Annotated in this window: 15 protein-coding genes; all 15 read left to right on the top strand. The window is 26.5% G+C overall.

Annotated features, from left to right (window positions below; translation table 11 throughout):
- Nucleotides 1-50: 50 nt before the first annotated feature.
- Nucleotides 51-1,226, top strand: coding sequence for a LegC family aminotransferase (locus NIL_RS01650; protein WP_187647911.1), 1,176 nt, complete (start codon nt 51-53; stop codon nt 1,224-1,226).
- Nucleotides 1,223-1,801 (top strand): NeuD/PglB/VioB family sugar acetyltransferase, encoded by a 579-nt coding sequence (locus NIL_RS01645; RefSeq protein ID WP_187647910.1) that lies wholly within the window; start codon nt 1,223-1,225, stop codon nt 1,799-1,801. Before NIL_RS01650 ends, NIL_RS01645 begins: the two co-directional genes overlap by 4 nt.
- A complete protein-coding gene (gene neuB / locus NIL_RS01640; protein WP_187647909.1) occupies nt 1,798-2,793 on the top strand; it encodes an N-acetylneuraminate synthase in 996 nt (331 codons plus the stop codon). The genes NIL_RS01645 and neuB overlap by 4 nt, the downstream gene beginning before the upstream one ends.
- Entirely contained in the window at nt 2,790-3,962 is a 1,173-nt protein-coding gene (gene neuC, locus NIL_RS01635; RefSeq protein WP_187647908.1) for a UDP-N-acetylglucosamine 2-epimerase, read from the top strand. Before neuB ends, neuC begins: the two co-directional genes overlap by 4 nt.
- The gene (locus NIL_RS01630) at nt 3,959-5,005 is read left to right on the top strand and encodes a nucleotidyltransferase family protein (RefSeq protein WP_187647907.1); all 1,047 of its coding nucleotides are present in this window, start codon (nt 3,959-3,961) and stop codon (nt 5,003-5,005) included. Before neuC ends, NIL_RS01630 begins: the two co-directional genes overlap by 4 nt.
- On the top strand, nt 5,005-5,703 hold the full coding sequence (locus tag NIL_RS01625) for an acylneuraminate cytidylyltransferase family protein (RefSeq protein WP_187647906.1): 699 nt from the start codon (nt 5,005-5,007) through the stop codon (nt 5,701-5,703). Before NIL_RS01630 ends, NIL_RS01625 begins: the two co-directional genes overlap by 1 nt.
- Nucleotides 5,693-7,012 (top strand): threonine synthase, encoded by a 1,320-nt coding sequence (locus NIL_RS01620; RefSeq protein WP_187647905.1) that lies wholly within the window; start codon nt 5,693-5,695, stop codon nt 7,010-7,012. The genes NIL_RS01625 and NIL_RS01620 overlap by 11 nt, the downstream gene beginning before the upstream one ends.
- Nucleotides 7,013-7,026: 14 nt before the next feature.
- Nucleotides 7,027-8,808, top strand: coding sequence for an asparagine synthase (glutamine-hydrolyzing) (locus tag NIL_RS01615; RefSeq protein ID WP_187647904.1), 1,782 nt, complete (start codon nt 7,027-7,029; stop codon nt 8,806-8,808).
- Between the two features lie 3 nt (nt 8,809-8,811).
- Nucleotides 8,812-10,221, top strand: coding sequence for a lipopolysaccharide biosynthesis protein (locus NIL_RS01610; protein WP_187647903.1), 1,410 nt, complete (start codon nt 8,812-8,814; stop codon nt 10,219-10,221).
- A gap of 86 nt (nt 10,222-10,307) precedes the next feature.
- A complete protein-coding gene (locus tag NIL_RS01605) occupies nt 10,308-11,576 on the top strand; it encodes a hypothetical protein (RefSeq protein ID WP_187647902.1) in 1,269 nt (422 codons plus the stop codon).
- Entirely contained in the window at nt 11,573-12,244 is a 672-nt protein-coding gene (locus NIL_RS11030; protein WP_281389202.1) for a CatB-related O-acetyltransferase, read from the top strand. The genes NIL_RS01605 and NIL_RS11030 overlap by 4 nt, the downstream gene beginning before the upstream one ends.
- On the top strand, nt 12,222-13,187 hold the full coding sequence (locus NIL_RS01595) for a lipid II:glycine glycyltransferase FemX (RefSeq protein ID WP_187647901.1): 966 nt from the start codon (nt 12,222-12,224) through the stop codon (nt 13,185-13,187). The genes NIL_RS11030 and NIL_RS01595 overlap by 23 nt, the downstream gene beginning before the upstream one ends.
- A complete protein-coding gene (locus tag NIL_RS01590; protein ID WP_187647900.1) occupies nt 13,184-14,167 on the top strand; it encodes a polysaccharide deacetylase family protein in 984 nt (327 codons plus the stop codon). The genes NIL_RS01595 and NIL_RS01590 overlap by 4 nt, the downstream gene beginning before the upstream one ends.
- Entirely contained in the window at nt 14,164-15,327 is a 1,164-nt protein-coding gene (locus NIL_RS01585; protein WP_187647899.1) for a glycosyltransferase family 4 protein, read from the top strand. Before NIL_RS01590 ends, NIL_RS01585 begins: the two co-directional genes overlap by 4 nt.
- Nucleotides 15,324-16,199: an NAD-dependent epimerase/dehydratase family protein gene (locus tag NIL_RS01580; protein ID WP_187647898.1), complete on the top strand. Its 876-nt coding sequence runs from the start codon at nt 15,324-15,326 to the stop codon at nt 16,197-16,199. The genes NIL_RS01585 and NIL_RS01580 overlap by 4 nt, the downstream gene beginning before the upstream one ends.
- Nucleotides 16,200-16,206 lie beyond the last annotated feature (7 nt).

Here is a 16,206-nt window from a genome sequence, read left to right as displayed (position 1 = left end):
ATATAGGATGTGGGATTTAGTAAGAGTAATAATTGTGAAAGTGAGGAAATATGAAGAAAAATAAAAATTTTAAAAAAATTATTAATTTTATTAAATCTATCTATACACCAAATCCCAAATCCAAACCTCTAAATCCTATAATCCCTCTTCATGAGCCAGTTTTTATAGGTAATGAAAAAAAGTATGTGTGTGATACAATTGAATCTACTTTCGTATCAAGTGTAGGTGAATATGTAAATAGAGTTGAAGAGTGGATAGGTGATTTCACAGGAGCTAAATACGCAATAGCAACTGTAAATGGAACAAGCGCTTTGCATATTGCTTTAATTTTAGTTGGAGTTGATGAAAATAGTGAAGTGATAACTCAACCTTTAACGTTTGTTGCAACTGTAAATGCAATAAATTATACAGGGGCAAAACCAGTTTTTATTGATGTAGATTTGGATACTTTAGGTCTTAGTCCAGATTCATTAAAACTTTTTTTAGAGCAAAATTGTGAAATAAAAAATAACCAGTGTATAAATAAAAAAACTGGAAAAATCATCAAAGCTTGTGTGCCTATGCATACATTTGGACATCCTTGCAAAATTGTTGAAATAAAAGAGATTTGCGATGAATGGAATATTGTTTTAATAGAGGATGCGGCAGAATCTCTTGGAAGTTTTTATAAAAACAAACATACAGGAACTTTTGGAAAAATTGGTGTGTTTAGTTTTAACGGCAATAAAATTGTAACTAGTGGTGGTGGAGGGATAATAGTAACAGATGATGAAGAGTTGGCTAAAAGAGCCAAACATTTGACAACTACTGCAAAAGTGTCTCACAAATGGGAATATTTTCACGATGAGATAGGATATAACTACAGGATGCCGAATATAAATGCGGCTCTTCTTTTAGCCCAGCTTGAAAATTTGGATAAATTTTTAAAAATAAAAAGAGATCTGGCTTTTAAATATAAAGAGTTTTTTGAAAGTTTAGGTATAAAATTTGTAAATGAACCACAATATGCTAAAAGTAACTTTTGGCTAAATGCAATAATGTTTGACAACAAAGAAGAGAGAGATGAATTTTTAGAGTACTCAAATAATAATGATGTAATGACAAGACCTATTTGGAGACTTATGAATAAATTGCCTATGTATAAAAGTTGCCAAAGAGATAGTCTTAAAAATGCTGATTATTTAGAAGAGAGAGTTGTAAATATTCCAAGTGGAGTTCTACTTTGAAAGAAATTATTTTAATAGGTGGAGGTGGACATTGCAGGAGTGTTATAGATGTTATAGAAATGGAAGGAAAATTTAAAATTGCAGGAATTGTTGATAATAATTTAGAAATTGGTGATAAGATTTTAGGTTATGAAGTAATAGGATGTGATGATGAATTAGAAAAATTAAGAAAAAAATATGATTATGCATTAGTTACAATTGGACAAATTAAGTCAGCAGAAATTAGAATAAAATTATTTAGCTTACTCAAAAATTTAAATTATAATTTACCTGTCATTATTTCTCCACGGGCTTATGTTTCAAAACACTCTTTTATTGATGAAGGAACAGTTGTTATGCATGATGTATTAATCAATGCGAATGCAAAAGTAGGAAAAAACTGCATAATTAATTCAAAAGCACTGATTGAACATGATGTGGTTATAGAAGATAATTGTCATATTTCAACAGGTGCTACTGTAAATGGCGGTGTGGTTTTAGGTAAAAACAGTTTTTTTGGAAGTGGTGCCATTGCAAAAGAATATATAAAAATAGAAGAAAACTCTTTTATAAAAGCTAGGAGTTTAGTTAAATGAGTGTGTTTATAATAGCTGAAGCAGGAGTAAATCATAATGGCAATTTGGAACTTGCTAAAAAACTAGTAGATAAGGCGAAAGAAGCAGGGGTCGATGCAGTTAAGTTTCAAACATTTAAAGCGAAAAATTTAGTTAGTAAAAATGCTCAAAAAGCAGATTATCAAAAGAAAACTACTAATAAAGATGAATCTCAACTTGAAATGATTAAAAAGTTAGAGTTAAGTTTTGATGAGTTTGCAGAATTAAAAAAATATTGTGATGAAAAAGGCATTACTTTTTTATCTACTCCTTTTGATTTAGAAAGTATTGAATTTTTAAATGATTTAGGACTTGAAATTTTTAAAATACCAAGCGGAGAGATAACAAATCTGCCTTATCTAAGAGCTATTGGAAGATTAAACAAAAAAGTTATTCTTTCAACTGGAATGGCTGATTTGGGTGAGATTGAGGATGCTTTGGATGTGTTAATAGACGCAGGAACAAAAAAAGACAATATAACCATTTTACATGCAAATACTGAGTATCCAACTCCTATAGAGGATGTGAATTTAAAAGCAATGCAAACGATTGCTTGTGCTTTTGATGTAAAAGTTGGGTATAGTGACCATACCTTAGGAATAGAAGTGCCAATCGCAGCCGTTGCAATGGGTGGAGAAGTGATAGAAAAACATTTTACACTTGATAAAAATTTGCCTGGACCTGACCATAAGGCAAGCTTAGAACCTGATGAGCTAAAGGCTATGGTAGCGGCCATTAGAAATATTGAAAAAGCACTTGGAAATAGTATTAAAAAACCAAGCAAGAGTGAGAGTAAAAACAAAGAAATTGCGAGAAAAAGTATTGTTGCAAGAAGAAATATAAAAAAAGGTGAAATATTTAGTGAGGAAAATTTAACCGTTAAAAGACCAGGTAGTGGAATATCTCCAATGAGATGGAATGAGATAATTGGTAAAGTGGCACAAAGAGATTATGACAAGGATGATTTAATATGAGTAAACGCAAAGTTTGTGTTGTTACTGGTACAAGAGCAGAGTATGGATTACTTTATTGGCTTATGAAAGAGATTGAAGCAGATAAAGACTTAGAGTTACAAATTATTGCTACCGGTATGCATTTAAGTCCTGAATTTGGCTTAACTTACAAAGAAATAGAAAAAGAATTTAAAATAGATAAAAAAATTGAGATGCTATTATCGTCTGATACACCTATAGGTATCTCAAAATCAATGGGTTTAGCGCAAATTTCTTTTGCTGAGGCTTATAATGAATTAAAACCAGATATTGTTGTTGTGTTGGGAGATAGATATGAGATATTTTCAGCTGCGAGTGCAGCGATGATAGCCCGTATACCTATTGCACATTTGCATGGTGGGGAAACTACTGAAGGTGCATTTGATGAATCCATAAGACACTCTATCACAAAGATGAGTCATTTGCACTTTACAGCTACTGAGAGTTATAAAAAAAGAGTTATACAACTTGGAGAGAGTCCTGAAAGAGTTTTTAATGTCGGTGGAATGGGTATAGAAAATATTAAACGCCTAAAACTTCTTTCAAAAGAGGAGTTTGAAAAGTCTATAGGTTTTAAACTTAATAAAAAAAATATATTAGTAACTTTTCATCCAGTAACTCTTGAAAACTCAACTGCTAAAGAACAATTTCAAGAGCTATTAAGTGCTATCGATGAATTATCAGAAACAAATATTATTTTTACAAAAGCCAATAGTGATACTGATGGTAGAATCATCAACCAAATGATTGATTATTATGTGGTTAAAAACAGTGATAAAGCAGTAGCATTTACTTCTATGGGACAGCTTAGATATTTAAGTGCATTGCAGTTTGTAGATGCAGTTGTAGGGAATAGTTCAAGTGGTTTATTAGAGGCACCATCTTTTAAAATTGGGACTATAAATATAGGAGATAGACAAAAAGGTAGAACAAAAGCTAAAAGTGTTATTGATTGTAAACCTAAAAAAGAGGATATAAGAAAAGCATTTGAAAAGCTTTACTCCACGGACTTTCAAGAAAGATTAAAGAGTGTAAAAAATCCTTATGAACAAAATGAATTGCCAAGTAAGAAAATTGTTAAGACTATTAAATCTTTTGATTTGAAAAATTTATTAAAAAAAGAATTTTATGACATAAAAGGTATCAAATGAAAAACTTGGAAAAAATAAAATTATCACCTAAATCTACGATAAAGGAAGCCCTTCAAATAATTGATAGTGGTGCTATTAAAATTGCATTAGTAGTTGATAAAAATAATGTTTTACTTGGTACTATTACAGATGGAGATATAAGAAGAGCTATACTTAATGGGAAAAGTTTAGATGATAATATAGAAGATGTGTATTTTAAAAATCCTATAACTGTTTCTATTGATGAAAATAGAGAAAATATTATTAATTTATGTGCTTCAAAAAAAATTTATCAAGTACCTGTTGTAGATAAGGAAGGAAAAGTTATAAAAATTGCTTTATTAGATGAACTTTTAAAACCAAAAGAGTATCCAAATAGAGTAATTTTAATGGTAGGGGGGCTTGGAACTAGGCTTAGACCATTAACTGAAAATACTCCAAAACCTATGCTTCATGTAGGTGGAAAGCCAATTTTACAAACAATAGTAGAAAAATTTGCAAGCTATGGATTTATAAATATAATAATGTGTGTAAATTATAAATCAAATATTATTCAAGATTATTTTGGTGATGGAAGCAAGTTTGGAGTTAATATTGAATATGTTTTAGAAAGTAAAAGGATGGGAACGGCAGGAGCACTTAGTTTATTAAATGAAAAACCAAAAGAGCCTTTTTTTGTAATGAATGGAGATTTGCTTACAAACATAAATTTTGAGCATCTACTTGAATATCATTTGCAAAATGATGCAATTGCTACAATGTGTGTAAGAGAATATGAATATCAAGTACCTTTTGGAGTTGTGAATTTAGATGGTAATAAAATAATTTCAATTGAGGAAAAACCTAAATATAATTTTTTTGTAAGTGCAGGTATTTATATGTTAAATCCGGAAACTATAGAACTTATTCCAAAAAATGAATATTTTGATATGCCAAATCTTTTTGAGAGATTAATTGCACAAAAACAAAAGACAATATCTTTTCCTATTAGAGAATATTGGCTTGATATTGGAAGAATAGAAGAGTATGAAAGAGCGAATGAAGAATATAAGAGGATTTTTTAATGTACAAAAACAAAACATTTTTAGCAATAATTCCTGCAAGAGGAGGTAGTAAAAGGCTTCCAAATAAGAATATTTTAAATTTAGCAGGAAAGCCTCTTATAGTTTGGAGTATAGAAGCTGCTAAAAAATCAAAATATATTGATACAACCGTAGTTTCAAGCGATAGCAATAAAATATTAGAAATTGCAAGGAATTATGATGTTGTAACTATAAAAAGGCCTGATTATCTTGCAAGTGATACTGCTAAGTCGATAGATGTAATTAAACATGCTATTGAAAATGTAAATGAAAAATATGATTATTTAGTTTTATTACAACCTACAAGTCCTTTAAGAAATGAAAAACATATAGATGAAGCGATTGAATTATTAGAACAAAAAAAAGCAGACGCTATTATTTCAGTTTGCGAAGCAGAACATTCTCCCCTATGGAGCAATACTCTTCCAGATGACTTAAGTATGAATAATTTTTTGAAAGATGAAATCAAAAATAAAAGAAGTCAAGATTTACCAAAATTTTATAAAATTAATGGTGCTATTTATATTTATAAAGTTGAAAGATTATTAAAGGAAAATTCTTTCTTTATTAAAAACAATATTTATGCTTATATAATGGATAGAAAAAATTCAGTTGATATTGATGACGAAGTTGATTTTAAATTAGCTGAAGTTATATTAAAGGATAAAAATGAAGTATAAATTTGAATGTACGAAGTGTGGCCATATTGTAAATTCTTTTGTAGAGTGGTTTGAAATAGGGCAAAAATGTCTTAAATGTGGAGAAATTTATGTTAAAGCTATATATGATTATGAAAATGTTGATTTTGTTAGTTTATTAACTAGAGAATGTGTACAAAGTATGTGGCATTATTTTGATATTTTACCATTGGAAAGAAAAGAAAATATTACTACTTTAGGAGAAGGTGTTTTACCTATAGATAGATGGCAAAGAGTTGAAAATATAGTTAAAGATATTTTCAATATAGAGTGTGAAATCAGAGTAATTAGAAATGATAATAATCCAGGAACTGGAACATTTAAAGATTTAGCAGGAACTATGGTTTCATCTGTATTAAAAGAAAACAATATTAAAAATTATGTAGTTGCATCAACGGGAAATATAGCCGCGGTATTTTCAAGATATTTAGCAATAAACGATATAAACTTGTATGCATTTTTGCCAAAAGACTCATCTTCTATGCAAGAAGCTGAAATTAGAAGCAATGGAGGAGTTGTATATAAAGTTGATGGGGATTATCATAAAGCAAAAATACTAGCTAAAAAATTTGCTAAAAAACACAACTTTTTACTTGCCGCAACTGGAATAGATCCTACAAGAATTGAAGCAAAAAAAATTATGATATATGAGATATTAAGACAATTAAAAAGAGAGCCTGACGTTTATATTCAAGCATTAAGCGGTGGAACCGGTCCTATAGGAGTATATAAGGGTTCAAAAGAGTTGATGAGTAACAATTTGCTATCAAAACTACCTAAATTGATATTGATTCAAAGTAATAAATGCGCACCTATGGCAGATGCTTACCAAAATGCTAAAAAAAATGACTTTAAAGGTAATTGGTTTTTAGAATATCCTATTTATAATAATCCTGATACTAAAATAACTACGATTGCTACGGGAAATCCCACTTTATATCCATATGTCGCAAAAATAGTAAAAGATAGTGAAGGAGATATTATAGGCGTTGATGAAGAGTTTACAAAATTAACTACTAAATTAATAGCTGTGCTTGAAACGGTAAAAATTGGACCTGCTGCGGGTATTGCAATTGAAGGTTTATTTAAGGCTGTAAGGAAAAATTTAATAAAGGATGGAGATTTGGTTATAGTTAATATTGGGGAAGGTGCGAAAAGAACGCCTGAATATATTTTACAATTTGCGTTGAATAAAGTTATTAGTGATATTGATGAGTGTGAAATAAAAACATTAGAGGACGAAAGAGAAAAAGTAATAAAACATTATAAAAAAATTATTGAAAATATATAAAAAAAAGAGTTTAAATGTTTGTGTTGCAAATTGAAAAAGAAAATGTTAAACGTATAAATTTAAAAGAGAAAGATAGTTTTTATTTTTATAATGCCGGAGAAATTTTTGAACCTGACATTGATATAAAGGAGATTTATAAAAGAATTAAATCCGAAAATATTAAAGACTTTTTAGGAGAGTTCTCTTATTTGTTTGAAGATAAAGAAAATGTTTATATTATTAACGATGAATTGGGCAGCATAAAATGGTTTTATTTTTATGATGAGAATAGTTTTTTAGTAAGCAATAATTTATGGTATTTAGTAAAAGAAAAAGGTTTAACTACTAAAGATTTGGATGTCTTAGCTTTATATGAAACTTTAGTTATGTATTTTCCTCTTAATAACAAAACATTTTTTAAACGGATAAAAGTGGTTCCAAAAGGCAGTATATTAGTTTATTCGAAAAAAAAACGTAAATTTAGTATAAAAACTTATAAGCCTATAGAGTATAGGATTTCTAAAAAATATAATAGCAAAGAGGAACTATTTAATAAGATAGATAAAGCATTTGAAAAGACAACTGATAAAATTTTTTCAAAAAACAACGATCCTTTTATTGCGGTAACTATAAGTGGAGGATTAGATTCTCGTTTTCCTCTTTTTTATTTAGAAAGATTTTCTAAAAAAATAGCTTATTTGATTGGTATAAATAAAAAATTTTTGGATGCCTTGGATTTTAAAAGTGCTAAAAAAATTGCCAAGTATTTTGGATTAAGATTAAAATTAATTAATCCTTTTAGTATTGATTTTTATAAAAAAGCTATGATAGATATATCAAGAAATCCTATAGGTCCAAGTAATATTTTAAAAGCGATTGATAAAAAAAGATATTTTGACGAAAATGAAAAATTTAATATTTTAATTACAGGAGCATATGGGGGCATGATAGGTGGTAGAATATTAAATGATGAATTATTAAGTTCTAAAGAAAGAAAAGAATTGATAAATAAATTATTTTTATTTTATTCATCTATCTCTGATTTAGAACAATTGGAAACTGGCAAGGCACAATCGATTTTTATTAAAAAAAGTTTATATAAAATTTTATCCTTTTTTGGACTATCTAAAATAAGAGCTAATTTACACGAAAAATTAGATAATTTTAAAAAAAGTAATTTTTTGATTCCTTCAGAAATAAGAGTAAAAATAATTAAAGAGTATGAAAAATTTTTTGAGAATATTGCAGGAAATAACTTAACATTAATAATGAATTTGCATCTAAGTAGGCATACTATTCGAGGGGCTTTTGAAAGTTTGCACGGTCAAGTAAAATCATATTCTATTTATTATCCCTACATTTATGAGTTATCTAAAGAATGGGATAAGAATTTTTTAAAAAAAAGAAAAATAATGGAAGAGTTTTTGTTATGGAAAGATAAAAATATAGCATCTATACCTTTACAAACTTTTGAACTACCGCTTACATTTAAAAATAAACCTATAAATAAATATTATAATTTTTTATATAAAATTATAAGTTTATTGAACTTTATTATTAGAGGCTTAGTAATAAATTATAATGATTGGTGGAAGAATAAAAAAGTGAAAACGTTTGTCAAAAAAATTCAAAATTATGAATGTAAAACGTTTGATGAATTTTTTGATTCAGAAGATGTTAAAAAAGTATTTAATTACGGAAGGTATAATTTGCTTGTCGAACAGTTACTTAAAATAAAACTTATTTTAATAATAATTGAAAATCAAGAGTATGATAAATTATTAGATATACATATAGAAGAGAGCGAGAAATATTGATATATGAAAAAAATATTAAAACTTGCATTTTCTTATTCCGCAATAGAAGGTTTTCAAAAAGGTTTGTTTTTTTTCATAACTCCATTATTAACTTATTACATAACTCCTGAAGAATATGGAAATATATCAATTATCTTTATCTTTATAGCTTTTTTTCAAATTATATTCGCTTTTTCTTTAGAGTCAACGATAATGAGATATTACGTAAGACTCAAAAATGAAAAACTTAAAAAAGATTTTTTAGGTACCGTAATATTAATATCAATTTTCTCCATAGTTTTTTGGATTACTGTGTTATCAATTGTTGGTCCTTTTTTCTTTAAAATAATCTTTTCTAATCTCAGTTTTTACCCTTATATTTTCATTGCGATACTTATTGTATCTTTTAAAATGATTAATATATTATACATTTCTTTTTTGAAAGTTGTTCAAAATATAAAAGAATTTGCAATATTTTATAATTTTTATTTTTTGTCGCAAACTTCTTTTGTTTTATATTTCGTAATTTTTTTTAATTTTAAAAAAGATTTATTATATTTAAATGGAATGTTATATTCAAATATATTGTTTGCAGTAATTGCGCTATATAAATTAAATAAGAAAATAAATCTAACTATCAATAAAAAGATTATAAAACTTATTTTTAATTACTCTATTTCTATAATACCTCTTAGAGTAGTTAATATTATAAATAGTTCTATTGATAGATTTTTATTATTGAATATCATTGGAGGTGGAGTTGTAGGTGTATATTATCTAGGTTTGCAAATTGGCAGTATAGCACAAATAATAATGCTGGCAATAAACAGTGCATATGTTCCGATTTTCTTTAAACTTTATGAAAAAAATAAAAATAGATTAGAATTTAAAGAAATCTATTCTATTATAAATAAACTTGTTTTTATAGCCGGGATAGTTGAAGTTTTATTATTATTTTTTTATCCTTTATTGTTTAATATCATAAATAGTTCATATATTGAAGCAAAAAACATCGTTCCTATATTTATTTTATATTATATTTTTGGGATTGTTTATTTTATAAACACCAATGCACTTTCTATTTCAGCTTTGTTAAATAGAAAAAAAGTTTTTGGAATAATATATGGAATAGTTGTCAATATTATTTTTAGTTTGTTGCTTATAAAATATTTAGGAGCTATAGGTGTTGCTATAGGTTCCTTATTAGGTTTATTAGTAAGTATATTATATTTTATTTTTCTTGTAAAAAAATATACCGATTTTAGATTTAACAACGCAATTTATATTTTATATATTTTAATACTATTTTTCATTAATAATTTTATAGATTCAATTATATTAAAACTACTTTTTAGTAGTATGATTATTATAACCTATTTTAAACTAATTCTTAACTTAAAATTTAAAAGTTTACTTCTTAAAATGAAAATATAAATTATGTTATTAAATAATATTTCTGAAAAAATTTTTATATCAATAATGAGCACACTTCAAAAATCATAATAGGATTATTAGATAATATGAGTAATAGTTTACCAAAAAATGTTGAAGTTTTATTCGAAATAGAAAAAAACTTTAATATTATCGAAAAGTTTAAATATAAAAAATCTACCGTATGGATAAATATAAAAAATTATATATATGCTCAGAGTTTGAATATTGGATTTTTTATAGAAAATAAATATAAATTTGAATTTAAAAAATTGTTTTTTTTCGTAATAAATAGTTTGAAAAATTTAATTTTATCAAAAAGGGAAGTTGTTTTATTTGTTGGAGCAAGTTCCGGTATTTTAAAAATAGATGGAAAAGTTATAGATATTTATTATCCAAAAGATTTAATAAAAGATGATATTTTATATTTTGCAAGTGCAGATTTAATAGATAGAATGTATCTTCATAAAGAATATTTTAAAAATCATAGAGTAATTGTTCATAGTTTTCTGTTTTCTCCATTGAGAAACATTTTTGCTAAAATTCTTAAAAAATTTATTAAATTAGATATTCGAGATATAAAAAAATATTTAAAAAAAAATAATTTCGAAATATTTGATGAGCAGATACGATATATATATGCTAAATTTATAGTGGGATATTGGATATATAAAATAGTATTTGAGTTTTTTAAGATAAAAAAAGCTTATATTGTTTCTGCATATTCAAATACAGAAATAATAGCAGTTTTAAAAGAAAAGGGAATAGAAATTATAGAATTACAACATGGAATTATAGGAGAAATGCATAGAGGATACAATTATAAAGTAAAATCTCCTCTTTTACCTACTCCAAATAAAATACTAGTTTACGATGAATTTTGGAAAAGTGAGATATTAAATGCTGGATATTATGATGAAAAACAAATCAGAATTTATCCTAAATATCAATATAAATTAGTAAAGGATATTCAAATCTATGATAAACCATTTATTGTATTTACCGGACAAGGCATTAAACAAAAAGAGATAGTGCTTTTTCTGAAAGACTCAATAAACTTTTTAAAAAAAAAAGATATTTATTTGCTTTATTTACCTCATCCTACGGAAAATTTTGAGTTTAAAATTGATAATAAATATATTAAGATTTTAAACTCAAAAAAGTTTTTAACTGAACAATATATTTATAGTAGTATTGCGCATATTTCTATATATTCATCTTGTCATTTTGATGCAGTACATTTTCATAAAAAAACATATATTTTGGATATATTAGACGGAAATATAATGAAATATTATAATTGCAAATATCCTGAAAAATTTATTTTTATAAAAAATATTGAGGAAATAAAAATATGAAAACTATTTTAAAAAAAATGTATTACGTCTATTTTTTTTTCATTAAATTTTTTAAATATCCAACAGCAAAAATCTATACCAATTTTATAATGCCAGGGGTGAAAATAGGAAAATATGTAATTATTAGAGAAGGTTGTAAAATTCAAAAAGACGTAGAAATAGGAGATTATACATTTGTCAACGAAAATACTCAAATTGATACCAACACAAAAAAAATAGGAAAGTTTTGTTCTATCTCTCACGGAGTAAAAATAGGTCTGGGACCTCATCCTTTGCATTTCTTTTCTACAAGTCCAGTTTTTTATGAACCTTATAGGGGATATGTTAAGAAACAGTTATATAATGAGTTTGAAGATAAAGGATATACAGAAATAGGAAATGATGTATTGATAGGCGCAAATGCTATTATTTTAGCGGGAGTTAAAGTGGGAAATGGTGCCGTAATTGGTACCGGATCAGTTGTGACCAAAGATGTTCCACCATATGCAATAGTCGCAGGTAACCCAGCAAAAGTTATAAGATATAGATTTAGCGAAGATATTATTGAAAAATTATTAGAATTAAAATGGTGGGATATGAATATAAAAGATATTTTAAGATATCAAGATTATTTTGATGATATAGCCGAATTTATAAAGGTATTAGATGAAAATAGTAAAAGATTATAATGAAATAAAAATAAATTTGCCAGTATTAGCGACGGAGAATTATTTAAAATGTAAAAGTAGTGAATATGGTTGGTTTGAGAATGAAAATTTTGTTTTACCTTTTTTTATAGATAAAAGATTAGTTTTTAAAAGAATGGTATTTACAATGGCTTTGATACCTAAAGGGGAGTTTGGTTTGAATGATGAAAAAGAGTTTTTAGATGAGTTAGTTGATTTTGTAAAGAAATTAAAAATTTGCGATTTTATTGCAAAACCTCAATCTAATGTATATTTTAATTATTGTCCTAAAAATAGTGATTGTATTGAATGGGGGACATATATAACCGATATAGACAAAAATAATGAAGAACTATTAAAATCATTTCATTCAAAACATAGAAATGTTATTAGAAAAGCTATTAAAGATGGAGTTAAGATTGAAGTTACAAATGATACTAAATTAATATTTAAAAATATAAAAGAAACTTTATTAAGACAAAAATCGCCATATTTTCCATCTTTATCATATATTGAATGTTTAAAGGCAAATATTAGTGATAATTTGCTTTTGTTGATTGCAAAAAAAAATAATGTTATTCAAGGAAGCGCTATCATAATTTATGACAATGAGAAGGGCTATTATATGTATGGAGGAAGTATTCAAAAGCCTTATATAGGTAGTATAAATTTATTACAATATGAAGCGATGAAGATTTTAAGAGATAAAGGGGTTAGGTTTTATGATTTTGTAGGGGCAAGACTTTGTGTAAATAAAGGCTCAAAATTTGAAGGAATTCAAAAATTTAAAAGCAGATTTGGAGCCGAGTTAAAAAAGGGATATACGTTTAGAATAGTAATAAATCCATTAAAATTTAAACTTTTTAATATAGTTGTAAAAACATATTTGGGATTAAAAGGACTAAAATATGAAGAACCCATTGATAGTATTAGGAAATGTAAATGAATATTTTTTTTACATTTGATTATGAATTATTTTTTGGTAGAAAAAGTGGAACAGCTCTAAAATCTATTATTGAACCAACTAATGAACTTATTAAAATTGCTGATGTTTATGGAGTGAAATATATATTTTTTGTGGATAGTGGATATTTATTAAGATTACAAGAATATAAAAAAAAATATAGTTATATAAAAAAAGAATATGATTTAGTATTTTCTCAGTTAGAAGAGTTGTCAAAAAAAGGACATGAGATTCAATTACATATTCATTCTCATTGGGAAGATAGTTTTTATGATGGTAAAAAATGGGTTTTTGATTTAAAAAGATATAGGCTTCATAGTTTTACTAAATATGAAATAGAAGATATAGTTAAAAGATATAAAAAAGTTTTAGAAAATTTTAGTGATAACATATTTGCTTATAGAGCAGGTGGATGGTGTATACAGCCTTTTAAGAAAATAAAAGAAGCATTAAAAAAGAATAATATTTGGTTAGATAGCACTATTTATTATGGAGGAAATAATCTATCAAAAACACACTATTTTGATTTTAGAAATGCTCCAAAAAAAACCTTATGGAAATTTGAAGATGATCCTCTTATAGAGCAGCCAAATGGCACATTTACTGAAATTCCTATTGGCTATATTAAAATATATCCGCAATTTTTTTGGAAACTTATAATAGCAAAAAAAGTTAAGAGTACTACTCATAAAGTTTTTGGAGACGGAAACCCTATAGGTTTTTCAAAAAAAGATATTTTAAAACTGTTAGCTTTTCCATCGTACAATGTCGTATCATGCGATGGATATAGAAGCATTCTTTTAGAAAAAGCTTATGAGTTATATGAAAAAAACAAAAATTATAACAATTTAGTCATTATTGGACATCCTAAAGCACAAAGCCGTTTTTCTATAAGAAAAATAGATGAGTTTGTTAAAATTCACAAAAATATTATTACTTTTGAAAATTATTTTGTCATATGAGTAAAAAAATATTGATATTAACTTTTTATTACAAGCCCGATTTATCTGCTGGTTCGTTTAGAATGACCGCTTTTGTTGAGGAATTAAAAAAAATAGTTTCTGATAATGATCAAATCGATATTATAACGACTTTACCAAACAGATATAACACTTTTAATAAAAACGCAAAAAAAATAGAGAAGTATAACAATATAACTATATATAGAGTAGAATTATCAAAACATAAAAGCGGTTTTATAGATCAGTCATATCTATTTCTTCAGTATGCAATTGCAGTATTTAAAATTTTAAGAACAAAAAAAAAATATGATATTGTTTTTGCGACTTCTTCTCGTTTGATGACCGCATTTTTAGGTAGCTTGGTAAAAAGACATACACAGGCTAAGTTATATTTGGATATAAGAGATATTTTTACAGACACACTAAATTCTATATTTGAAAAAAGCAAAGTAAAACATATAATTCCCCTATTTAAAATAGTAGAAAAATATACTATAAACTCTGCTGATTGTATTAATTTAGTTTCTGAGGGATTTTCAGAATATTTTCAAAATATAAACCCAAATATTAAATACAGTTTTTATCCCAATGGAGTAGATGAAATCTTTATAAATACTTCATTTGAAAAAAAAAGAGAAGATAAAAAAAAGGTGATTACTTATGCAGGAAATATTGGAGAGGGTCAGGGTTTAGAAAAGATAATTCCCAATATGGCCAAATTTTTGGGTAGTGAATATGAAATCAAAATTATAGGTGATGGTGGAACAAAAATAAAGTTGGCAAATGCCGTTAAAGGATTAGAAAATGTAAAAATAATTCCTCCTATGGAAAGAAGTCGATTATTGAAAGAATATGCAAATAGTGATTTCCTTTTTTTGCATTTAAACAGTTATGAGGCTTTTAAAAAAGTACTTCCTTCTAAAATTTTTGAATATGCAGCTACAAATAAGTTTATTATTGCCGGAGTAGATGGTTATGCAAAGGAGTTTATAGAAAAAAATGTTACTGCTTCAATGGTGTTTACACCCTGTGATATAAACGATTTTAAGAGTAAATTTAATAAGATTGTAGAAGTTAAGATTGATAGAAGAGAATTTGTAAAAAAATTTAGCAGGAAAAATATTATGAAAAAATTAGCACAAGAAGTATATGCATTATGAAGAAAAAAAAAGTTTTACTTACAGGAGCAAGTGGTTTTATAGGAAGATACTTTATAAAAAAACATAGACAAACTTACCATATAAAAACATTTTCCTTTTTAAAAGATAATTTTAGCGAACTGGATTTAAAAGATGTTGACGTAGTTATACATCTATCTGCTTTGGTGCATCAGATGAGATGTGGAGATATTAGAGATTATGAAAAGATCAACGTAAAGCAAACTCTTGATTTGGCAAGAAAAGCAAAAGAGAGCGACGTAAAGCAGTTTGTTTTTATGAGCAGTGTAAAAGTTTACGGCGAAGAGAGTGATGAGGTATATACTGAAAAATCTATATGCAAGCCTGAAGATTATTATGGAAAAAGTAAATTGAAAGCAGAATTGGAATTAAAAAAAATAGAAGATATCGATTTTAAAGTATCTATAGTAAGAGCACCTATCGTTTACGGATACGGCGTTAAGGCAAATATGAGAAGTCTTGTAACTTTGGTAAAAAGGTTTCCTATACTGCCTTTTGCGGATATTAACAACAGAAGAAGTATGGTATATGTTGGAAATTTGTCTCATTTGATAGATGAGATTGTAAAACAGGAAAAAAACGGTATTTTTTTGGCGAGCGACGATGAGGCTATAAGTACTACTAGATTGATTGAACTAATAGCTCAAAGTTTAGGGCAAAAAGTAAATTTGGTTAAAATTCCGATGTTTTCCTTTTTGTTGAAAACTTTAAAGAGAGATTATTATAAAAGGCTTTACGGGAATCTAGTAGTAGATAATAAAGAGACTATGAAGAGATTAGGACTCAAAAATCCCTATACGACTCAAGAGGGAATTAAGTTTATGATTGATGGCGAGAAGTTGAAAAGTTTTTAGGATTTTT

The organism is Nitrosophilus labii (assembly GCF_014466985.1).
In the GTDB taxonomy this organism is placed as follows: Bacteria; Campylobacterota; Campylobacteria; order Campylobacterales; family Nitratiruptoraceae; genus Nitrosophilus_A; species Nitrosophilus_A labii.
This window is presented reverse-complemented; position numbering and strand designations above follow the sequence as displayed.